The organism is Pseudomonas sp. NPDC078700, assembly GCF_044542375.1.
In the GTDB taxonomy this organism is placed as follows: Bacteria; Pseudomonadota; Gammaproteobacteria; order Pseudomonadales; family Pseudomonadaceae; genus Aquipseudomonas.
On the sequence record NZ_JBITUI010000007.1, the window covers coordinates 218,271 to 238,641 of the forward strand.

Below are 20,371 nucleotides of genomic sequence, written 5' to 3' on the forward strand. Positions count from 1 at the left end.
GCGGTAAATCTGCTGCTTTAGACGCAAGGCGGCGAGTGGGGCGGGTACTTTTTTATATCAGCAAGTAGGCAAGGCGAGGTCGATATGGCAACCGATAATCCCAAGGCGCTGATGCACAGCTGGCAGGCCAATGCGCAGGCGTGGACTCAGGTTGTGCGTGAGCAGCGGCTTGCCAGTCGGCGCTTGGTCACAGATGCCGCGCTGCTGGAGGCTATACACGGTTGCTCGCCCAATCGTGTGCTTGATGTGGGGTGCGGTGAGGGCTGGCTGTGCCGGGCTTTGGCGGCAGAAGGCATTGAGGTGATCGGTGTGGATGCCTCACAACCTTTGATAGTGCAGGCGCGCAACGCTGACGCTTATCCTCAACGCTACCACCACCGTGGCTATGACCAGCTCGCCGGGGAGGGGCATGCTTTAGGTCAGTTCGACTTGTTAGTGTGTAATTTTGCCTTGCTTGAAGAAGCGCTTTTGCCAAGCCTTGAGGCACTCAAAGCGCGGGCAACTTCAACGGGCTGTTTGATGATTCAAACCTTGCACCCCTGGCAAGCATGCGGTGGTCAGGCTTACCAGGATGGTTGGCGTGTTGAACGGTTCACGGATTTTTCCGATGAGTTTGTCGAGCCCATGCCCTGGTACTTTCGCACCTTGGCGTCTTGGCTGGCGCTGCTGACAGAGGCTGGCTGGCAGTTGCAATGGTTACGTGAGCCCATGCATCCCGAACAGCAACAACCCGCATCCATGCTGCTGCTCTTGCGTGTGCAGGCCTAGCTTCTGGCCACGCTGACGCCTTCAAGATTGGCGAATGAAGTGTCTTTGGCGGTCAATAAAAAATCGCGCATGAAGGGTGCATCAAGCATGTCGGTGCGAATCCCAGCATAAAGTGTGGCCAGCAAGCCTTTTTCACCCAGTCGCTTGGCGGTGACATAACCCCGTGAGCTGTACTCATGCAGCGCCCAGTTGGGTAAGCCGCACACGCCACGCCCGCTGGCGACCAGTTGCATCATCATCACGGTCAGCTCTGAGGTGCGCACTTGCGCCGGCTCGATGTCGGCGGGTTCCAGAAAGCGAGTGAAAATATCCAGCCGGTCACGCTCAACCGGGTAGGTGATCAAGGTTTCGCGTTCTAAATCTTCGGCGACGATAAATGCTTTGTTGGCCAGCGCGTGTTGGTTGGCCACCGCGAGCATGGCTTCGTAGGTAAACAGCGGAATGTAGGTAATGCCTGCCAATTCGATTGGATCTGAGGTGACGACCAAATCAAGGTCGCCGCGGGCCAGTGCCGGCAGTGGCGCAAATGAGAAACCTGAGGCCAGGTCAAGTTCGACCTCTGGCCAGGCATCGCGAAACTGGTCAATGGTCGGCATCAGCCATTGGAAACAACTGTGGCATTCGATCGCCATGTGCAAGCGGCCAGCGGTGCCGCCAGCCAAGCGTGCGAGGTCACGTTCGGCACCGCGCAGCAATGGCAGTACCGAATCCGATAGCTGGAGCAAGCGCAGGCCCGCACTGGTGAAGCGCACAGGTTTGGTCTTGCGCACAAACAGCTGCATACCGATGCGTTCTTCGAGCTCTTTAAATTGGTGTGACAGTGCCGACTGAGTCAGGTGCAGGCGCTCAGCTGCATCAACCAGGCTTTCGCTTTCGCGCAGCGCGTGTAGGGTTTTTAAATGGCGAAGTTCAAGCATGACGGCCTCGCAGTCTTGGGCGCAGCTTGGCCCAGTAGTTATCAGTGTTGACGATGAGGCTATGGGAACATGAGTGAAACTATAGATCAATACGAATATGTTGAGTTTGTTTCATGATTCGGTCTTGTTGAGAATGCACACCATCATCTGTATGGAGCATTGAATCATGGCTGTATCTCATTCCCTCGGTTTTCCTCGTATTGGTCGCGACCGTGAATTAAAGAAGGCATTGGAAGCGCATTGGCGTGGCGAGCTGGATGAGGCAGGCTTGCGTGCTGTCGGCCGTGAGCTGCGTGCGGCGCATTGGCAACTGCAAAAAGATGCCGGTATCGACCTTCTGCCAGTGGGGGATTTCGCCTGGTACGATCAGGTGCTTACACACTCGCTGACCTTTGGCGTGATCCCGCAGCGGTTTCGCCCCCAGACAGTTCAGCCGACACTGGATACGTTATTTAGCATGGCGCGCGGCGTTAGCAACAGCTGTTGCGGTGGTGCACATGCGCAAGAAATGACCAAGTGGTTCGACACCAATTATCATTACTTGGTCCCTGAGTTCAGTGCTGACCAGCGCTTTCAGCTGAACTGGGAACAGCTTTTTGAAGAAGTTGCCGAGGCTCAAGCCTTGGGGCATAACGTCAAACCCGTCTTGATTGGTCCGCTGACATATTTGTGGCTGGGCAAAGCCAAGGGCGATGAATTTGATAAGTTGGATTTGCTCGAGCGCCTATTGCCTATCTACGGTGAGATCCTGGGGCGACTGGCTGCTCAAAATGTTGAGTGGGTTCAGATTGATGAGCCCATCCTGGGTTTGGATCTGCCGCAAGATTGGAAGAATGCATTCGAGCGTGCCTATAACTTGCTCCAGCATGCCCCGCTGAAGAAGCTGGTCGCTACCTATTTCAGTGGTCTTGATGACAACCTCGGGCTGGCGGTTACCTTGCCGGTCGATGGCTTGCATGTTGACTGGGTGCGCGCGCCTGAGCAATTACCACAATTGCTTGACCGCTTGCCCAGCTACAAGGTGCTGTCATTGGGTGTAGTCAATGGCCGCAACGTATGGCGCTGTGATCTTAATGCCGCATTAGAGGCGCTGAAACAAGCACAGCGACGTTTTGGTGACAGGCTCTGGGTGGCGGGCTCTTGCTCGCTGCTGCACAGTCCGGTAGATCTAACGCGCGAAGAGGGGCTTGATGCTGAACTTCAAAGCTGGCTGTCATTCGCCGTGCAGAAATGCTCGGAAATCGCTCTGTTGAGCCAGGCACTGAATGACCCTGAAGCTGAACAAGTCAAGGCTGCATTGGCCTACAGCGCTGAAGTACAGCATAGCCGCGAGCAGTCCGGGCGTATTCACAAGCCTGAGGTGCAGGCGCGCTTAGACGCCGTGACTGCTGCTGATAGTCAGCGTGAATCAAGCTTTGTTCGGCGCATTGACCTGCAGCGTGAGCGGTTGCAGTTACCGGCATTTCCAACCACTACCATTGGTTCATTTCCACAGACCGCTTCTATCCGTTTGGCGCGCCAGTCATTCAAACAAGGCAAGTTGTCGCGCGCCGAGTATACCGAGGCGATGTACAGCGAGATTCGCCATGCTGTCCAGGTGCAAGAATCACTCGGGCTGGATGTGCTGGTGCACGGTGAAGCCGAGCGTAATGACATGGTCGAGTATTTTGCGGAACAACTCGACGGTTATGCCTTTACGCGTTTCGGTTGGGTGCAGAGTTATGGTTCACGCTGCGTAAAACCGGCGGTGATTTTTGGTGATCTGAGCCGGCCAAAGGCGATGACGGTTGAGTGGATTCGCTATGCGCAGAGCCTCACCCATAAAGTGATGAAAGGCATGCTCACCGGGCCGGTAACCATGCTGATGTGGTCGTTCCCTCGTGAAGATGTCAGCCGTGAAGTTCAGGCGCGGCAATTGGCATTGGCCATTCGCGATGAGGTCGTCGATCTGGAGGCTGCAGGCATCAAAATCATCCAGATTGACGAGGCTGCATTCCGCGAAGGTTTGCCGCTGCGTAAAGCGGCGTGGCAAGGGTATCTGGATTGGGCAACTGAGGCGTTTCGCCTGAGTGCGTCGGGTGTGAAGGATCAAACTCAGATCCACACCCACATGTGCTACAGCGAGTTTAATGATGTGATTGAGTCCATCGCGGCGATGGATGCCGATGTCATTACCATCGAGACTTCGCGCTCAGACATGGAGTTACTGGATGCATTTGAAGCCTTTGATTACCCCAATGACATTGGCCCCGGCGTATACGATATTCATTCGCCGCGAGTGCCGGATACCGCTGAAATCATTAAGTTGATGTCCAAGGCTGTGCAGCGCATTCCGGCTGAGCGCCTGTGGGTAAATCCCGATTGTGGCTTAAAAACCCGTGGCTGGGCGGAAACTGAAGCCGCGCTGGTTAATATGGTCTCGGCAGCGCGTCAGTTGCGTAGCCAACTGGCTTAAATGAGTCTCCTGTCAGCAGTGCTCCCATGCAATGTGCGAGTGCTGCTTGGCAGTTTCGACGGGGGATCGAACCGGGTTTACTGCAGACCCAGATGACCGTTCAGCAATGTTCATCAAATTGTCACGGTAGTGTGGCAGCGCGAAGGCATAAATATCATCAAACTCGCGTCTTAATGGGGTTCTGCGTTTTGGTATTTTTATGCGTGCAATATTGTTCTTCGCTGCACTGTTGTTCAGTGTGTCTTCATTCTCTGCGGTCCGGTGCGACTTAACTTCAGCCACTCAATTTGCTGATGTGGGCGAGGTCACTCTTGCCTACCAAAGCGTTGGAAGGGATCACGACCCAGCGTTATTGCTGGTAATGGGCTTGGGTGGGCAACTGATTCACTGGCCGGATGAAGTGGTGCAATCCTTGTGTGAACAAGGGTTTCGAGTGATTCGCTTTGACAACCGCGATGTTGGCTTGAGTACCTGGCATCAGCCAGAACCACCGGTCAACCTGACCTATCAAGCATTGCGTTACCGCATTGGTCTCAGTGTGTCCGCGCCCTATAGCCTGACTGATATGGCCAAAGACTCACTGGGCTTGATGGATGCACTCGGGCTTGAGCGCTTTCATGTTATGGGCGCAAGTATGGGCGGCATGATTGCTCAGCACTTGGCCGATATCGCGCCAAAGCGGGTGCAAAGCCTGACGCTCATTATGACCAGTTCGGGTGCTCAAGGTCTGCCTGCACCAAGCCCAAAGTTGCTGGCATTGTTAGGGCGGCGTGAGGCCCCTAACAGAGCTGCAGCGCTTGAGCAGCAAGCAGATTTACTGGCCGCGCTAGGTAGCCCGGAGGTCAAAGATGACCGCCAGGAACTGCTTCACGAAGCGCAGGTTTCGTATGATCGAGCCTTTAATCCACAAGGCGTTGAGCGCCAAATCGCTGCCATTTTAGCCGAGCCAAGTCGTGTCGAATTGCTCAACCGTTTGCGTGTGCCGACGCTGGTCGTACATGGCACTGCTGACCCCTTGTTGCCGGTCATGCATGGCATTCATGTGGCGGCGCATATTCGCGGTAGTCAATTAAAGCTGATTCCTGGCTTGGCCCATCGCTTTCAGGAGGCGTTCAAGCAGCCGTTGTTGTCGGCAGTGTTGCCTTATTTGATTGCGCATCGCACGGATACACACCTTGCGCAGCTATAGATTCGCCTGAGCGAAGGGTCGCAACGGGTCCAGGGGCGTCAGCTGGTCAGCGCTGAGTTCAGAGGCGCTGTTTGGGGCGTCAAACCGCTGCGTGCTTGTAGGTATTCGCTCAGGCGTGCTTGCTCAGCGGCGGTCATAAACAGCCCCAGCTTAGTTCGCCGCCAAAGAATGTCGGCGGCTGCTGTGGCCCATTCTTCATTGCACAAATACTCGACTTCACAGGCATATAACTGTGCGCCGAAGTGCTCTCCCAAGTCCTGCTGGTGCTGTACAGCGCGCAATAGCAGCCAGCAACGGTTGCCATAACTCGTTGCCCAGCGGCGGGCGAGGCTGGTCGGCAACCAACTAAAGCGTGAACAGAGTGCTTCGACCAATGCGCTCTGGCTTTCAAAATCCTCAGCGCCCGGTAGCGGGCTTGTTGTGGTCCAGTTAGGTCCCATTTTCGGGAAGTGATTGGCCAACAATTTAAGCGCGGACTCGGCCAGTTTTCGGTAGGTTGTCAGCTTGCCGCCAAATACCGAAAGCAGCGGTGCTTCCCCAGGGTGCCCTGAAATTGACAGGGTATAGTCGCGCGTTACCGCTGAGGGTTCAGCCGATTCATCGTCACACAACGGCCTTACGCCTGAGAAGCTATGCAAAATGTCATCTTGCCCAATCTGCTGTCGAAAGTGGGCGTTGAACACCTTGAGCAGGTAATCGGTTTCTTCGGCGGTGATCGCGACCGCGCTTGGGTCGCCTTGGTATTCGCGGTCAGTGGTGCCGATCATGGTGAATTGATCGAGGTAGGGAATCGCAAAAACGACCCGTTGGTCTTCGTTCTGCAGGATGTACGCCTGCTCACCCTCAAACATGCGCGGCACAATGAGATGGCTGCCTTGGATCAGGCGCACGCCGTAGGGCGATTCTTGCTTGAGGTCGTCACGAATAAATTTCGCGACCCAAGGGCCAGCAGCATTGACCAACGCTCGGGCGCGAATCGAGAACAGGCTGCCATCGCTGCGTTCAAGATGAATGTGCCACAAGCCTTTACTGCGCCGGGCACTGATGCAGCGCGTTTGCGTGTGTATGTGCGCAGCGTTTTCCCGTGCTGCCATGGCGTTGAGTACTACCAGCCGGGCATCGTCCACCCAGCAATCGGAGTACTCAAAGCCGCGGCTGATTTCAGCCTTCATCGGGCTATTAGCGCCAAAGCGTACGCCGCGTGATGCGGGCAATTTTTCGCGCTTGCCGAGGTGGTCATAAAGAAACATACCCGCACGAATCATCCATGCCGGGCGCAGGTGAGGGCGGTGCGGCAGGATAAAGCGCATCGGTTTTATGATGTGGGGGGCTTTGGCCAGTAGCACTTCTCGCTCAGCCAGGGCTTCGCGCACCAAGCGAAACTCATAGTGTTCAAGATAGCGCAGGCCGCCATGAATCAGTTTGCTGCTGGCTGAGGATGTGTGCTCGGCCAGGTCATCGCGCTCACACAGAAATACAGACAGGCCTCGTCCGGCAGCATCGGCGGCAATACCTACGCCATTAATACCGCCACCGACAATTGCGAGGTCGTAAACCTCGGCAATCGGTGCGCCGTGGGTGCTGTGATTAGGCATGCTGACCCTCATCAAGATCGAAATTGAACAAGCAATGTTCAGTTTCGAACATATACTAGTTGAAGAACCTTGATTTCGCCAGTCAGTCGCTAATAGTTAGCGTCGCTCACAGTGCTTATTCACGAGTCAGCGTAAAAGGGTGTTGGGCGGTGTTTAAACGAGGTTCAGCTGGATCTTGGCATCCTGTAATAACCGGCTGATTGCCGCGCTCGGCGCTGCATCAGTGAACACTTGATTGACCAGATTAATAGGCCCCAAGCGAACCACAGCGTTACGCCCGAATTTGTTTGAGTCAGCAGCCAACAGCACCTGCCGGGCATTGTTAATGATCGCTTGTGACACTCGTACTTCTTGGTAGTCGAAGTCGAGCAAACTGCCGTCTTCATCAATCCCGCTGATACCAACCAAGGCAAAGTCGACTTTGAATTGCTCAATAAAGTCGACAGCGGCCTGACCGACAATCCCCCCGTCAGCGCGTACCGTACCGCCAGCGACAAGGACTTCGAAGTCAGCCTTGCTACTGAGTTGTGCTGCTACATGGAGGTTGTTGGTGATGACTTTCAAGCCTTTGTGATTTTGTAATGCGCGGGCAATTGCCTCGGTGGTTGTGCCGATATTGATAAACAATGAAGCGTGGTTCGGGATCTGTGCGGCAATGGCTTCGGCAATGCGCTGCTTTTCTTCGCGCATTTGTCCGGCGCGCATGGTGTACGCGGTATTTTGCGTGCTTGAGCTTTCGCAGGCCGCACCGCCGTGTGTGCGGCGTAGCAGGCCTTGCTCCGCGAGCTGATTGATATCCCGGCGGATGGTTTGGGGGGTGACGGAGAAGGCTTGGGCCAGTTCGTCAATGCTGACGTAGCCGCGTTCACGGGCGAGTGTGAGAATGTCTTGCTGACGCGGTGCCAGAGTCATGAAAGGGTCCTTTTAAGAGCCATTATAGGCTGCTCAGGAAGAATATTTCGGCTATGGTAATGAGACATTATCAGAGTATTTTCACAAACGAACATGACGCCTGCAATCGATCTATTAAAAAAGCTTAAAGCGCAGTTTCAGGTGCACAGCTATAGCCACGACCCAAAGGCCCCTTCTTATGGGCTTGAGGCTGCCGAAAAGCTCAACCTTGATCCTGCTTGTGTGTTCAAGACGCTTTTGGCCGCAAGTGAAAAAGGGGAGCTTTTAGTTGCAGTGGTGCCAGTAGCCGGTAGTCTGGACCTGAAGGCATTGGCAAGCGCGGCTGGGGTTAAAAAAGCGGATATGGCTGACCCAACTGCGGCGCAACGTGCGACCGGTTACTTGCTTGGGGGGATTAGCCCGCTGGGGCAAAAGAAACGACTGCGGACCTTTATAGATGCCTCGGCTCAGCAGTTCCCCAGTATTCATGTCAGCGCAGGAAGGCGCGGGCTTGAAGTTGAGCTATCGGCCACAGTATTAGCGCAGCATACCTCTGCACAATTTGCGGCGATTGGCCGCCTATAAATTCACATTGCGGCGCTCCTTGAGTGGAGTGTGCGCGGAATCACTTTGGCCAGCACCTACCCGGGTGTGAAGGCTCGACAATAATAAGGACCCACACATGTCACGGTTTCTGCTGGCGATTGATCAGGGCACGACGAGCAGTCGGGCAATTGTATTCAGTGCTCAGGGAGTGCCTGTGGCGCGTGCGCAGCAGGAGTTCAAGCAGTATTTTCCGCAAGACGGTTGGGTTGAGCACGACGCTGAGGATCTCTGGCAGAGCACGCTTGAGGTCTGCCGTGAGGCTTTGAAGCAGAGCGCGTTGGACATCAATGAGGTGGCCGCAATTGGTATCACCAATCAGCGTGAAACCACCGTGGTCTGGGATGCTCAAAGCGGTGAGCCGATTCATCCGGCAATAGTCTGGCAGGACCGGCGCACAGCTGATTATTGTGCAGCGCTCAAGCAGGCAGGGCATGAAGAGAACGTTGCCGCGAAAACCGGGCTGCTAATCGACCCCTACTTTTCTGCCACCAAGCTGCGCTGGATTCTTGAGCATGTGGAAGGTGCGCGCGGGCGTGCAGAGCGAGGTGAATTGCGCTTTGGCACGGTCGACAGTTTCTTGTTGTGGCGCCTCACTGGCGGGCAGTCACATAAGACTGATGCAACCAACGCCTCGCGCACTATGATGTTTAACATCCATACTCAAGCGTGGGACGCCGAGTTGCTGGAGCTGTTTGATATTCCAGCAAATATGCTTCCTGAGGTGATGGATTGTGCGGCAGATTTTGGCACCTGTTTACCCGAGCTGTTGGGTGCCGCCATTCCTGTGCTGGGTATTGCTGGCGATCAACAGGCTGCGCTAGTGGGGCAGGCCTGCTTTAAGCCGGGCATGGTTAAAAGCACTTATGGCACCGGTTGCTTCATGATCCAAAACACCGGTGACACTCCCGTTGCCTCGCAGAACCGCTTATTGACCACTGTGGGTTATCGTCTTAATGGCAAGGTCACTTACGCCGTTGAGGGCAGTATTTTTGTCGCGGGGGCAGCCGTGCAATGGCTGCGAGACGGTGTCAAATTGATTAATCACGCCCGTGATAGCGAAGCCATGGCGGAACAAACAGGTGATGCGTGCGGGGTGTATCTGGTGCCGGCTTTTACCGGCCTTGGTGCACCGTACTGGGACCCCAAGGCGCGGGGAGCCATCTTTGGTTTGAGCCGCGATACGGGCATCAAAGAGATTGTCACCGCCGGTTTGCAGGCGGTGTGTTATCAGACGCTGGACCTGCTTCAGGCGATGCGCCAGGACGGTGCCGCCGCACCCAGCGCGCTGCGGGTTGACGGCGGTATGGTTGAAAATAATTGGCTTATGCAGTTTTTGGCGGACATTCTCGGGGTGACGGTTGAGCGGCCAAAAGTGACAGAAACCACCGCCCTTGGGGTTGCCTATCTGGCGGGCCTCCAGGCAGGTGTTTATCCTGATCTTGAAGCGATTGCAGGGCACTGGCACCGTGAGCAGCGCTTTACTCCACTTATGGCGGATAGCCATCGTGATGCGCTGTACACAGGTTGGCTAGATGCCGTTAAACGGGTGCGTAGCGAGCGTTAGTTAAACCTCTATTGGCTTTATGCGAGGCAGACCTTTGATGTGTTCGCTGCGGTTATGGCTGGCTATCATTGCCCTTGTAAAGACTCAGGCGCTGTATGCGGCTCCTGAGACATTGATTATCGCAGGCGACCTTTGGTGCCCTGTGAACTGTGCCGTTGGCGCGAATCGGCCAGGTATTTTCATTGAACTGGCGCAGCGTATCTTTGCCGAGCACGGGATCAAGGTGGAGTACAAACTGACCAATTGGGCGCGGGCTATCCACGATACTCGTCTGGGTAGAATCAATGCAGTGGTTGGCGCGGGTGTCCGAGATGCCCCTGATTTCATTTTCACCAAGACGGCGCCAGGCGTTTCGCGCATTTGTTTCTATGCCAAGCCTGACCAGGGCTGGCGCTATGAGGGGCTAGGGTCACTGGAGAAAATTACGGTTGGGACGATAAACGGCTACAGCTATGGTGCTGAGTTAAATGCTTATTTCGAGCGTAATAAGAGTGATCAGACCCGCGTTCAACAAGCTTCTGGTGACCGGGCGCTGGCCATCAATATTGATAAGTTGCGCAAAAATCGCGTCGATGCAGTCATTGAAAATAGCTGGGTGATGCAGGCTTATCTTGCCGCTGAAGGTAAAGCCAATGAGCTAATTGACGTGGGTTGTCGCAAGATTGATGTGCCGATTTACGTGGCTTTTTCACCCGCGCTTAAATCCAGCCAAGCCTATGCTGATATTTTTCAGCAGGGTTTGGAGCGCTTAAAGGCTAACGGTGAGTTGGACGCATTGTATCGCCGTTATGCTGTTGATCAGCCCGGCACTGGGGGCAATGCCCCTCAGCCGTAGGCCCCGACTCTAACCGTTTAAGGTGTTTCGCTATGCAGCTCGAATATCATCAGGTTGATGCATTCTCTGATCGTCCTTTTGCCGGTAATCCGGCCATTGTTTACCGGCTTGATCACTGGCTGGATGATGCGCTGATGCAGCAAATTGCTGGCGAACACAACCTCGCTGAAACTGCGTTCGTGGTAAAGCAGCCGGAGCATTGGCATATTCGTTGGTTTACCCCGACGACTGAAGTGCCGTTGTGCGGCCATGCGACCTTGGCAACCGCTTATGTGTTGTTCAACCTCTACGCTGTGCCGGGTGAGGTCATAGCGTTCAACAGTTTGTCTGGGCCGCTGCGGGTGACACGTGTTGGTCAGCGCCTTGAGTTGGATTTTCCCGCGCAACGCATTGAGCCCGATAACGCGTTATTGGATGAGGTTGCTGCTGCTTTGGGCGTTAGTGTCGAGGCGGTATTTGTTGGCCCCGAATTGCTTGCTGTGGTTGCGGATGAAGCGACGGTGCGCGAATGCCAGCCGAACTTAGCGAGCGTCGCAACGTTACCCGGTATGGGCGTGATCATTACTGCGCCGGGGCAGCAGCATGATTTCGTCTCACGCTACTTCGCTCCCTCAATTGGCATTGATGAAGACCCGGTTACGGGTGCCATTCATTGCAGTCTAATTCCCTATTGGTCGCAACGTTTGGCGAAGCTTGAAATGCGTGCTTTTCAAGCCTCTGCCCGCGGCGGTGAACTGCACTGCCGACTGGTGGGTGATCGAGTCAAGATTGCCGGTGATGCAGTTCTAGTGGCCAAGGCGACGCTGCTACTAGGGGATATTTAATCCCCCAGTAGTAAAGGTGCTAGTTAGTGTTGATAGGCGCGTTGCAGGCTATCAGCACTAGCTGCCTGAGCTATGGCGACGCACACCGGAGTCTGCTAGTTCAGTGTGGGCCGCTACACTGCCGGGGACCGCGAATGCAACGAGGTGGTCAGCCGCAATGCGGATACCCACGCTGTCACCAGGCTGATGATCTGCATGGCTTGGGAACAATGACTCAAGCTGGCTGCCTGTCGACAGTTGCAGGCGATACAGGGTGGCCGCACCAAGAAAGGTTTTACCGACGATCTTCGCTTTTAATGGGCTTTCAGGCGCATAAACAATGTCGTCGGGTCTGAGCAGTACATCCACCGCACTGCCAACTGGCCAGATATAGGCACGGTCACCGCTAATCACGCCTAACTCGGTCTGGACCTGATCCGGGCTTAACAATTGACCACGAATAAAATAGCCCTGGCCAATAAAGCTGGCTACAAAAGGCGTCTTGGGTTCGTGGTAAAGGTTATACGGGGTGTCCCACTGCTCGAGCTTACCTTCCTTGAAAACCCCTACGTGATCGCTGACAGCAAAGGCTTCCTCTTGATCGTGAGTGACCAGGATTGCGCTTGTGCCACGGCTCTTGAGGATATCGCGAACTTCATGGCTTAAGCTTCGGCGCAGTTCACCGTCAAGGTTGGAGAAGGGCTCATCGAGCAGTAAAAGCTGTGGTTCTGGCGCCAGTGCCCGGGCTAGCGACACACGCTGTTGCTGACCGCCAGACAACTCGTGCGGGTAGCGTTTGCCTAAGCGGTCGAGCTTAACCAAGGCCAGCAATTCAGTGGTGATGCTGTCGCAGTCGGGCTGTTTGCGAATGCCAAAGGCAACATTCTCTGCCACGCTTAGGTGCGGGAACAGCGCGTAGTCCTGGAACACCATGCCGATGCGCCGCTTTTCCGGGGCAAGGGTAAAGCCGGCACTGGAAATCACTTCACCCGCCAGGCTTATCTCACCGCTGTGCACTGGCTCAAACCCGGCAATCGCTCGCAATGTTGTGGTTTTGCCACAACCTGATGGGCCGAGCAGGCAGCCAATATCACCGGCATTGAGGTGCAGGTTGAGGTCTTGCACTACCTTGTGTTCTTGGTAGCCGCAGCTGAGGTCGTGAAGGTTAAGCAGTATTGAGTGGCTCATACGTGATGGTGTGACGCTTCAACGAGGAATTCAAGCAAGGCTTTTTGCGCATGGAGGCGGTTTTCCGCCTGATCCCATGCAGCCGAGCGCGGATCATCAAGCAAGTCCTCGCTGATCTCTTCACCCCGGTGTGCCGGTAAACAGTGCAGGAACAACACGCTGTCATCTGCGCTGTCGAGCAACGCACGATCAACCTGGTAAGGCTTGAACAGCTTCATGCGCTCTTGCGCTTCATCTTCCTGGCCCATTGACGCCCAGACATCTGTGGTCACCAAGTGTGCGCCGGCTACTGCCTGGCGTGGATCACGAACAATTTGGACGCGATCGCCTGCTTGTTCCATCAGCTTGGCGCTGGGCTCATAGCCTTGCGGACATGCAACACGCAACTGGAAGTCGAACTGGATGGCAGCTTCTATATAAGAGTTGCACATGTTGTTGCCATCACCGACCCAAACGACGGTTTTACCGGCGATGTTGCCGCGGTGCTCAAGGTAGGTCTGCATGTCTGCCAGCAATTGGCAGGGGTGCAGATCATCTGACAAACCATTGATCACAGGCACCCGCGAATTGGCCGCAAATTCGGTCAAGGTATCGTGGGCGAATGTGCGGATCATCACCGCATCGAGCATGCGTGACATGACTTTCGCCGCGTCAGCAATAGGTTCGCCACGGCCCAGTTGGGTGTCCCGTGGCGACAGGAAAATAGCCTGACCACCGAACTGGATCATGCCCGCTTCAAAAGACAAGCGCGTACGGGTCGAGGCTTTCTCGAAAATCATGCCCAGTACACGGTTTTTAAGCGGCTCGAAGAGCACGCCTCGATTGCGCAAATCCTTCAGCTCCATGGCGCGGCGGATCAGACCCAGCAACTCAGCGGGTGTGCAGTCCATCAGCGAGAGAAAGTGTCTTGCGCTCATCAAAAATACCTTTTTACAACAGGGCGCAGGTTGCACAGCCGACTATAAATAGTAGAAAAGACTGAACCTGCGGCAGGAGGCCGCACAGTGCGACGAAACAGGGAAAGGCGAAATCTTATAAGGAAATGACGTTTCGGCGCAAATTGTCTGGTGTTTCAGGATTTACGTGCCAGCTCATGGCAGGGGGCTGGCCAACAGAATCGGCTGGCCTGATGCCAGTCAATTCACGGGGCGAACGCTGCTGGTGCAACACCAGATGCAGCGCCATAGTCGTTGTTTGCACTCCCTGCGAGTGCAGCCTAATAAGAATGAGGCCGGCTATGAGCAAGACCTTCCACCACCGTGCGTGCCACCTGTGTGAAGCCATTTGTGGTCTGACTATCGAAACCGAACGCGCTCCAGACGGCAGCCAACAGATTTTGTCGATCAAAGGCGATGCCCAAGACAGCTTCAGTCGCGGCCATATCTGCCCTAAGGCTGTAGCCTTGCAAGATATTCAAAATGACCCGGACCGGTTGCGCCAGCCCATGCGTCGTATTGGCAGTGAGTGGCAGGCTATTGAGTGGGACGAGGCCTTTGCTCTGGTCGCCGACCGTTTGAGCGACATTCAAAGGTGCCACGGCAATAATGCGGTCGCGATTTATCAGGGGAACCCGAGTGTGCACAACTACGGCCTGATGACCCACAGCAACTACTTCCTCGGCCAACTGAAAACGCGCAACCGCTTTTCTGCGACCTCAGTTGACCAACTGCCGCATCACCTGACGAGCCATCAGATGTATGGCCATGGCTTGTTGATTCCGATACCAGACATCGACCATACCGACTTTATGCTGATACTCGGTGGCAACCCACTAGCGTCCAACGGCAGCATCATGACGGTACCGGATGTAGAGAAGCGCTTAAAAGCGATCAAAGCCCGTGGCGGCAAGCTTGTCGTGGTTGATCCGCGGCGCACTGAGACTGCTGCGATTGCCGATCAACATGTGTTTATCCGTCCCGGGCAGGATGCAGCGTTATTGTTTGCTGTGCTCAATACCTTGTTTGCTGAAAACCTCACCCGAGAAACGCACCTCAATGTGCAGGGTTTGGAGCAGGTGCGTGAGGCGGTTAAGGGCTTTACAGCCGAGGCCATGGCTGAACGCTGCGCCGTACCTGCTGAGATTATTCGCCAGTTGGCGCGTGATTTTGCCGGCGCAGATAAAGCGGTGTGTTACGGCCGCATGGGCGTTTCGACGCAGGCATTCGGCACACTCTGCCAGTGGCTGGTGCAGCTCATTAACCTGGTGACGGGCAATCTTGACCGGGTTGGCGGTGTGCTGTGCACTGAGCCGGCGATTGATTTAGTCGCCAGCACGTCAGGCGGGCATTTCAATGCCTGGCAAAGTCGGGTTTCAGGTTTGCCTGAGTATGGAGGCGAGTTGCCAGTGGCGGCATTGGCTGAAGAAATGCTGACTGCGGGCGAAGGCCAGGTCAGAGCATTGGTCACTGTTGCCGGCAACCCGGTGTTGTCGACACCCAACGGGCGCAAGCTTGAGCAGGCGCTTGATGGTCTGGAGTTTATGCTCAGCATCGACTTCTATATCAATGAAACCACGCGCTACGCCGATTTGATCTTGCCGCCTACAGCGCCCTTGGAACATGATCACTACGACACCACCTTTAATACCTTTGCGGTGCGCAATATCACCCGCTTCAATCAGCCGGTGCTGGATAAACCTGAACATGCGTTAGATGACTGGGAGATTTTTGTCGGTTTGGCCAAAGCCTTTTCGGCGAAAATGGGCACTGAGCTTAAACCCACCATGGCCCCCGCCAAGATGATCGACTTGGGTTTGCGTAACGGCGCGTATGGCGACAGCGCCGCGCAGAAACTCAGTGTTGCAGCGTTGTGCGAGCATCCTCATGGTCTGGACTTGGGGCCCCTCAAAGCGAACCTGGCTGCACGTCTTAAAACCGCCGATAAAGCTGTGCAAGCTGCGCCCGCTATATTTATGGCTGACCTGCAGCGCTTTGTGCGGCAACCGGTGCCAAAGGCGGGTGAACTGTTATTGATTGGGCGCAGGCATGTGCGTAGCAATAACTCTTGGATGCACAACTATCACCGTCTGGTTAAAGGTAAGCCGCGCCATCAGTTGTTTATGCACTCGGCCGACTTAGCCAGCCGTGGTTTGACGGATGGCCAGCGAGTCAGGGTGCGATCTCGGGTTGGGTTGATTGAAGTTGAGGTTGCCGCCAGTGATGAAATGATGCCCGGTGTAGTCAGCCTGCCGCATGGCTGGGGGCATGCGCGGCCTGGGGTGAAAATGGCGATTGCGACCCATCAACCAGGCGCTAGCGCTAATGATCTGACCGATGAGCTCCAGCTCGATGCGCTATCTGGAAATGCAGCGCTAAATGGGCTGCCAGTCGAAGTGGTCGCTGCTTGAAGTGCTAATTCCGGCTCGCAGGTGACTGTTTTGCAGCCGTTGACGCCGGTGTTAGGTAAGGCCGAGCATTACGCTCGGCTTTTCGCTACAATAGCGCCAACCGTGTCGACTTTTGAGTCGTAAAGCTAAGTCCTGAGGTGCCCAATGGATATCATCGAAACCATCAAAGAACAGATCGCTAACAACTCCGTTCTGTTGTACATGAAAGGCTCGCCGAATGCCCCACAGTGTGGCTTCTCGTCGAAAGCATCGCAGGTTGTTATGGCGTGTGGCGAAAAATTCGCTTACGTCGACATTCTGCAAAATCCAGAAATTCGCGCCAACCTGCCAAAGTACGCCAATTGGCCAACTTTCCCACAGCTGTGGGTTGGCGGTGAGTTGGTTGGCGGCAGCGATATCATTGCTGAGATGTTTGATACTGGTGAGTTGCAGACCATGATCAAAGCGGCAGTTGAGAAGTCTGAAGCATAAGCTTTGCTGGTGCTGAAAAGAATCGATGCTTAGGTATCGATTTTTTTTGCCTGCTCGAAAGTTAATAGCCCTGAACCGATCCTGTTGCATCGGTGTCTTTAAGGCACTAATTGCGTTAGCACCGGTCGGTGTACAGGCCCTCAAAAATCAGGTGAAACCCATCGATGCCAGCACTAAAAGGAAACGCAATGAATTCGCAGCGCCAGCAGCAGTTTCTTCAAGGGTCGATTGCCAGAGCGCTGTTGACACTGGCGGTGCCGATTATCCTCGGCAACCTGCTACAAGCCGGTTATCAACTCACTGATACCTACTGGGTTGGCCGTCTCGGTGCATCCGCTGTCGCTGCAGTTGCAATCAGCACGCCTGTCACTTTCTTAGTGGTGGCGCTGGGAGCAGGGCTGGCAATGGCTGGGGCGACGCTGACCTCCCAATACATGGGCTCAGGGCGGTATGACTTGGTCAACCACGTAGCTGCGCAGACCATGTTGATGGTGATCATTAGCTCAGTGGTGTTGGGCACGCTGGGCTTTGTGCTTTCACCATATTTGCTCAATCTGCTTGGCGTAGAAGCCAATGTGTACGCCAGTGCGCTGGGCTATATGCGAGTGTCTTTTGTCGGCGTTATTTTTGTCTTTATCTTCGCCATGTTTCAGTCGTTGATGCGCGGTGTAGGGCAAACCCGTGTGCCGCTGTTGATTGTGCTGGGCACGGTGTTGCTCAACTTTGCCCTCGACCCCTTGTTTATCTTCGGCTGGGGACCCATTCCCGGCTTCGGGGTCAGAGGTGCGGCGATGGCAACCTTGGTCACCCAGGCAATCGCTGCCGGTTGCGGTATATGGGTGTTTCTGCGCGGACGCCACGGCATCCAAATAACGTGGTCGGGCTTCAAGCCCGACTTCAACTACATCCGCAAAGCCTTTTTCTTGGGCTTTCCCGGCTCGGTCGAGCTGTCTACGCGCGGCTTGGGGCTGATCATCATGTCCTTTCTGGTTGCCAGCTTCGATACTACAACCATCGCCGCTTACGGCATTGGCGCTAATATTCTGCAAGTGATCACCATTCCTGCTATGGGAATATCCATGGCCGTCTCAACGCTGGTCGGGCAGAACATGGGTGCTGGCAATATCAGCCGTGCCTCGAAAATCACCCAGCTGGGTTCTCTCTATGCATTTGTAGGCCTGACTTTTGTCGGCTTGCTGGTGTATATGATTGCGCCGCATTTGGTGGGGTTCTTTGTGCCTGATGAGCCAGCAGTTATCGATCATGGCGCAGGCTTCATTCGCATTATGGCCTTGGCATGGGGTTGCATCGGCATTCAGCTTTGCGTCGTCGCGGCGTTCAGGGCCTCTGGCAATATGCTCAGTGCGATGGTGATCGCCATGGTTGCGCAGTGGATACTGCAATTCCCGCTGGCTTACGTGTTGGCAAAACACACCGATCTGGGTGCGGTTGGCTTGTGGTGGTCGTTCCCCGTGACCAACGTGTTGATCGCGATTATTTCAGTCTGCTGGTTTGCCAGAGGCGGCTGGAAGAGAACGCGAATAACTGAGGAAGACCAGCAGGTATGTAAGGTTTCGGATGAAGCCTTGGCTGAAGAGGGTTACCGCTAGTCGGTCGCTGAAAACTGAAGACAGCCGTTATTCGACAGATAAAAAAACGGCAGCCCAAGGCTGCCGTTTTTACAGTGCAGGCGTTTGAATTATTCGTCCATTTGCGATTGCAGGTAGTTCTGCAGACCAATGGCTTCGAGCAGGCTGAGTTGGGTTTCGAGCCAATCGATGTGTTCTTCTTCAGAGCACAAAATATCTTCAAGCAGTTCGCGGCTGGCGAAGTCGCCAATGCTTTCACAATAGGCAATCGCAGCTTTCAGGTCAGTGTGAGCTTTGTGCTCAATCTTCAGGTCGCACTCAAGCATTTCCTTGGTGTTTTCACCAATCAGGATTTTGCCGAGGTCTTGCAGGTTAGGCAGGCCTTCGAGAAACAAAATACGCTTGATCAGTTTGTCAGCGTGTTTCATCTCGTCGATCGACTCATGGTACTCGTGCTCGCCGAGTTTTTTCAGGCCCCAATCTTCATACATGCGTGCATGGAGGAAGTATTGGTTGATCGCGACCAGCTCGTTACCGAGGATCTTGTTAAGATGCTGGATGACTTTCTTGTCGCCTTTCATGTGCGTGCCTGCCTTGTGCTCAAAATTATATAAGGATCAAATTTTGAGCGCATAACCCAATGCTGTCAAACCTAAGTGCTTGATAGTTAAGTTAAAATTAAACTTAATACGAATGTTTAAGTTCTGCATTTAAGTATTAAGTCATTGAATTTTAGGCATAAAAAAGCCGGATGTTAAATCCGGCTTTATAAAAAGACTGCTCCAGCGCTGATAAAAAAATTAAGCTGCTACAAAATTCGCCTGATAGGCGAGGGCGCTCTGGCTGGCCTGAGCTTCATTTAAGGTTTCGCGAACAACGGATTTGGCCAAGCAGGCGCATTTGCCGCATTGGCTGGCAACACCTGTGGCTTCACGGACTTCACGGTAGCTGCAGCAACCTTCGTAGATTGCATCGCGGATCTGACCGTCGGTGACACCTTCGCAGAGGCAGACATACATAGTTAAGACTCACTGCTCATAGTATGTTTCGTTGGGAAGGATACTAATGATAATGAGAATGCTTGTCAAAGAGATCAGCTTTTAAAAACCAGAGCCTGATGAACGGTGTTTCAGCGCATAAATTTCCTTGTAAAAGCTAAGGTCAAAAAGCGGTGGGCGAGGCCTAAAATCGAAGTGTATGATGACAGGCCCAGTCAGTGCGGGAGCGTCATTGCGTTGTCGTGTTACAGCGCTAGGATTAATTAGTCCGCACTACTCAAACTTTTTAGGAGATATCGAATGAGCGTACTCGTAGGTAAGAAAGCCCCGGATTTCGACGTCGCAGCTGTATTGGGTACAGGCGAAATCGTTGACAGCTTCAGCCTGTCCTCGGCAATCAAAGGCAAATACGGCCTGGTATTTTTCTACCCGCTGGACTTCACCTTCGTATGCCCGTCGGAGCTGATCGCTCTGGATCACCGCATTCCTGAGTTCCAGGCGCGTAACGTTGAAGTGATCGGTGTATCCATCGACTCCCACTTCACCCACAACGCATGGCGCAACACCCCAGTGGACAAAGGCGGCATCGGCCAGGTTAAGTACACCTTGGCGGCTGACATCAACCACGACATCTGCAAAGCCTACGACGTTGAGTCTGAAGGCGGCGTTGCTTTCCGTGGCGCATTCCTGATCGACCTGAACGGTGTTGTTCGCTCACAAATCGTTAACGACCTGCCACTGGGCCGTAACATGGATGAGCTGCTGCGTCTGGTTGATGCCCTGCAGTTCACCGAAGAGCACGGTGAAGTTTGCCCAGCAAACTGGAAGAAAGGCGACAAAGGTATGACGGCTTCGCCGGACGGCGTGGCTGCTTACCTGTCTGAGAACGCTGCCAACCTGTAAGGGTTGTATTCAGGCGGGCTTGCTCGCCTGAGCTTTAGTTCAGACATGAAAAACCGGCTGCTTATGCAGGCCGGTTTAATGAGATGGTCACCCCGACACCTTGCGAGGGCTACGCTTTCGCAGGGTGTTTTATTTTCGGAGACCATCACCATGAGCGGTTTAGCATTGGTCGGTATCGACCTCGGCAAACACACCTTTCACCTGCACGGCCAGGATAAGCCCGGCCGAGAGTTGTTTCGCAAGAAGCTCTCAC

At 54.4% G+C, this 20,371-nt stretch carries 18 protein-coding genes and 1 pseudogene; 12 read left to right on the forward strand and 7 right to left on the reverse strand.

Annotated features, from left to right (window positions below; translation table 11 throughout):
- Positions 1-84: 84 nt before the first annotated feature.
- Complete coding sequence (locus tag ACIGCM_RS21250; protein ID WP_397504043.1) at positions 85-768, forward strand: class I SAM-dependent methyltransferase; 684 nt, start codon at positions 85-87, stop codon at positions 766-768.
- Here the strand turns inward: ACIGCM_RS21250 and metR are convergent.
- On the reverse strand, positions 765-1,685 hold the full coding sequence (metR, locus tag ACIGCM_RS21255) for a transcriptional regulator MetR (protein WP_397504044.1): 921 nt from the start codon (positions 1,683-1,685) through the stop codon (positions 765-767). The two genes, ACIGCM_RS21250 and metR, sit on opposite strands and share 4 nt — an antisense overlap.
- 166 nt (positions 1,686-1,851) lie before the next feature.
- Between metR and metE the strand changes: the two genes are divergently transcribed.
- The gene (metE, locus tag ACIGCM_RS21260) at positions 1,852-4,140 is read left to right on the forward strand and encodes a 5-methyltetrahydropteroyltriglutamate--homocysteine S-methyltransferase (protein ID WP_397504045.1); all 2,289 of its coding nucleotides are present in this window, start codon (positions 1,852-1,854) and stop codon (positions 4,138-4,140) included.
- Between the two features lie 199 nt (positions 4,141-4,339).
- On the forward strand, positions 4,340-5,329 hold the full coding sequence (locus ACIGCM_RS21265) for an alpha/beta fold hydrolase (protein WP_397504046.1): 990 nt from the start codon (positions 4,340-4,342) through the stop codon (positions 5,327-5,329).
- A gap of 38 nt (positions 5,330-5,367) precedes the next feature.
- On the opposite strand, the gene glpD is transcribed toward ACIGCM_RS21265, so the two are convergent.
- Together glpD and ACIGCM_RS21275 are read right to left on the reverse strand one after the other, a co-directional pair.
- The gene (gene glpD / locus ACIGCM_RS21270; protein WP_397504047.1) at positions 5,368-6,924 is read right to left on the reverse strand and encodes a glycerol-3-phosphate dehydrogenase; all 1,557 of its coding nucleotides are present in this window, start codon (positions 6,922-6,924) and stop codon (positions 5,368-5,370) included.
- A gap of 153 nt (positions 6,925-7,077) precedes the next feature.
- Entirely contained in the window at positions 7,078-7,836 is a 759-nt protein-coding gene (locus ACIGCM_RS21275; protein WP_397504048.1) for a DeoR/GlpR family DNA-binding transcription regulator, read from the reverse strand.
- A gap of 93 nt (positions 7,837-7,929) precedes the next feature.
- Between ACIGCM_RS21275 and ybaK the strand changes: the two genes are divergently transcribed.
- From ybaK to ACIGCM_RS21295, 4 genes are all read left to right on the forward strand, one after another.
- The gene (gene ybaK, locus ACIGCM_RS21280) at positions 7,930-8,400 is read left to right on the forward strand and encodes a Cys-tRNA(Pro) deacylase (RefSeq protein WP_397504049.1); all 471 of its coding nucleotides are present in this window, start codon (positions 7,930-7,932) and stop codon (positions 8,398-8,400) included.
- Positions 8,401-8,497: 97 nt separating this feature from the next.
- Complete coding sequence (glpK, locus tag ACIGCM_RS21285) at positions 8,498-9,985, forward strand: glycerol kinase GlpK (RefSeq protein ID WP_397504050.1); 1,488 nt, start codon at positions 8,498-8,500, stop codon at positions 9,983-9,985.
- 37 nt (positions 9,986-10,022) lie between these two features.
- Entirely contained in the window at positions 10,023-10,820 is a 798-nt protein-coding gene (locus ACIGCM_RS21290) for a substrate-binding periplasmic protein (protein WP_397504051.1), read from the forward strand.
- Between the two features lie 32 nt (positions 10,821-10,852).
- Complete coding sequence (locus ACIGCM_RS21295) at positions 10,853-11,644, forward strand: PhzF family phenazine biosynthesis protein (RefSeq protein WP_397504052.1); 792 nt, start codon at positions 10,853-10,855, stop codon at positions 11,642-11,644.
- 57 nt (positions 11,645-11,701) lie between these two features.
- On the opposite strand, the gene ACIGCM_RS21300 is transcribed toward ACIGCM_RS21295, so the two are convergent.
- Both ACIGCM_RS21300 and argF read right to left on the reverse strand, forming a co-directional pair.
- Positions 11,702-12,811: an ABC transporter ATP-binding protein gene (locus tag ACIGCM_RS21300; RefSeq protein WP_397504053.1), complete on the reverse strand. Its 1,110-nt coding sequence runs from the start codon at positions 12,809-12,811 to the stop codon at positions 11,702-11,704.
- Positions 12,808-13,728: an ornithine carbamoyltransferase gene (gene argF, locus ACIGCM_RS21305; RefSeq protein WP_397504054.1), complete on the reverse strand. Its 921-nt coding sequence runs from the start codon at positions 13,726-13,728 to the stop codon at positions 12,808-12,810. Before argF ends, ACIGCM_RS21300 begins: the two co-directional genes overlap by 4 nt.
- A gap of 320 nt (positions 13,729-14,048) precedes the next feature.
- Between argF and ACIGCM_RS21310 the strand changes: the two genes are divergently transcribed.
- The 3 genes from ACIGCM_RS21310 to ACIGCM_RS21320 all read left to right on the forward strand — a co-directional run bounded on the left by ACIGCM_RS21310 (position 14,049) and on the right by ACIGCM_RS21320 (position 18,238).
- Complete coding sequence (locus tag ACIGCM_RS21310; RefSeq protein ID WP_397504055.1) at positions 14,049-16,157, forward strand: molybdopterin oxidoreductase family protein; 2,109 nt, start codon at positions 14,049-14,051, stop codon at positions 16,155-16,157.
- Positions 16,158-16,301: 144 nt separating this feature from the next.
- On the forward strand, positions 16,302-16,628 hold the full coding sequence (gene grxD, locus ACIGCM_RS21315; RefSeq protein WP_397504056.1) for a Grx4 family monothiol glutaredoxin: 327 nt from the start codon (positions 16,302-16,304) through the stop codon (positions 16,626-16,628).
- A gap of 188 nt (positions 16,629-16,816) precedes the next feature.
- The gene (locus ACIGCM_RS21320) at positions 16,817-18,238 is read left to right on the forward strand and encodes an MATE family efflux transporter (RefSeq protein WP_397504057.1); all 1,422 of its coding nucleotides are present in this window, start codon (positions 16,817-16,819) and stop codon (positions 18,236-18,238) included.
- 89 nt (positions 18,239-18,327) lie between these two features.
- Here the strand turns inward: ACIGCM_RS21320 and bfr are convergent, their stop codons facing one another.
- Positions 18,328-18,798, reverse strand: a complete 471-nt coding sequence (gene bfr / locus ACIGCM_RS21325; protein WP_339487584.1) for a bacterioferritin — start codon at positions 18,796-18,798, stop codon at positions 18,328-18,330.
- A gap of 219 nt (positions 18,799-19,017) precedes the next feature.
- Positions 19,018-19,236 (reverse strand): bacterioferritin-associated ferredoxin, encoded by a 219-nt coding sequence (locus ACIGCM_RS21330; RefSeq protein ID WP_397504058.1) that lies wholly within the window; start codon positions 19,234-19,236, stop codon positions 19,018-19,020.
- Positions 19,237-19,515: 279 nt separating this feature from the next.
- Between ACIGCM_RS21330 and ACIGCM_RS21335 the strand changes: the two genes are divergently transcribed.
- Positions 19,516-20,118, forward strand: coding sequence for a peroxiredoxin (locus tag ACIGCM_RS21335; RefSeq protein WP_010484487.1), 603 nt, complete (start codon positions 19,516-19,518; stop codon positions 20,116-20,118).
- 150 nt (positions 20,119-20,268) lie between these two features.
- Positions 20,269-20,371: pseudogene (locus ACIGCM_RS21340) on the forward strand (IS110 family transposase); the annotation flags it as partial.

Bases quoted from the DNA above. Each gene is read 5' to 3' on its own strand.
- ACIGCM_RS21295 (WP_397504052.1), top strand. From the start codon at position 10,853: ATGCAGCTCGAATATCATCAGGTTGATGCATTCTCTGATCGTCCTTTT.
- ybaK (WP_397504049.1), top strand. From the start codon at position 7,930: ATGACGCCTGCAATCGATCTATTAAAAAAGCTTAAAGCGCAGTTTCAG.
- ACIGCM_RS21320 (WP_397504057.1), top strand. From the start codon at position 16,817: ATGAATTCGCAGCGCCAGCAGCAGTTTCTTCAAGGGTCGATTGCCAGA.
- ACIGCM_RS21310 (WP_397504055.1), top strand. From the start codon at position 14,049: ATGAGCAAGACCTTCCACCACCGTGCGTGCCACCTGTGTGAAGCCATT.
- bfr (WP_339487584.1), bottom strand. From the start codon at position 18,798: ATGAAAGGCGACAAGAAAGTCATCCAGCATCTTAACAAGATCCTCGGT.
- grxD (WP_397504056.1), top strand. From the start codon at position 16,302: ATGGATATCATCGAAACCATCAAAGAACAGATCGCTAACAACTCCGTT.
- ACIGCM_RS21290 (WP_397504051.1), top strand. From the start codon at position 10,023: ATGTGTTCGCTGCGGTTATGGCTGGCTATCATTGCCCTTGTAAAGACT.
- argF (WP_397504054.1), bottom strand. From the start codon at position 13,728: ATGAGCGCAAGACACTTTCTCTCGCTGATGGACTGCACACCCGCTGAG.
- ACIGCM_RS21265 (WP_397504046.1), top strand. From the start codon at position 4,340: ATGCGTGCAATATTGTTCTTCGCTGCACTGTTGTTCAGTGTGTCTTCA.
- ACIGCM_RS21300 (WP_397504053.1), bottom strand. From the start codon at position 12,811: ATGAGCCACTCAATACTGCTTAACCTTCACGACCTCAGCTGCGGCTAC.
- ACIGCM_RS21330 (WP_397504058.1), bottom strand. From the start codon at position 19,236: ATGTATGTCTGCCTCTGCGAAGGTGTCACCGACGGTCAGATCCGCGAT.
- ACIGCM_RS21250 (WP_397504043.1), top strand. From the start codon at position 85: ATGGCAACCGATAATCCCAAGGCGCTGATGCACAGCTGGCAGGCCAAT.
- metE (WP_397504045.1), top strand. From the start codon at position 1,852: ATGGCTGTATCTCATTCCCTCGGTTTTCCTCGTATTGGTCGCGACCGT.
- metR (WP_397504044.1), bottom strand. From the start codon at position 1,685: ATGCTTGAACTTCGCCATTTAAAAACCCTACACGCGCTGCGCGAAAGC.
- ACIGCM_RS21275 (WP_397504048.1), bottom strand. From the start codon at position 7,836: ATGACTCTGGCACCGCGTCAGCAAGACATTCTCACACTCGCCCGTGAA.
- glpK (WP_397504050.1), top strand. From the start codon at position 8,498: ATGTCACGGTTTCTGCTGGCGATTGATCAGGGCACGACGAGCAGTCGG.
- glpD (WP_397504047.1), bottom strand. From the start codon at position 6,924: ATGCCTAATCACAGCACCCACGGCGCACCGATTGCCGAGGTTTACGAC.
- ACIGCM_RS21335 (WP_010484487.1), top strand. From the start codon at position 19,516: ATGAGCGTACTCGTAGGTAAGAAAGCCCCGGATTTCGACGTCGCAGCT.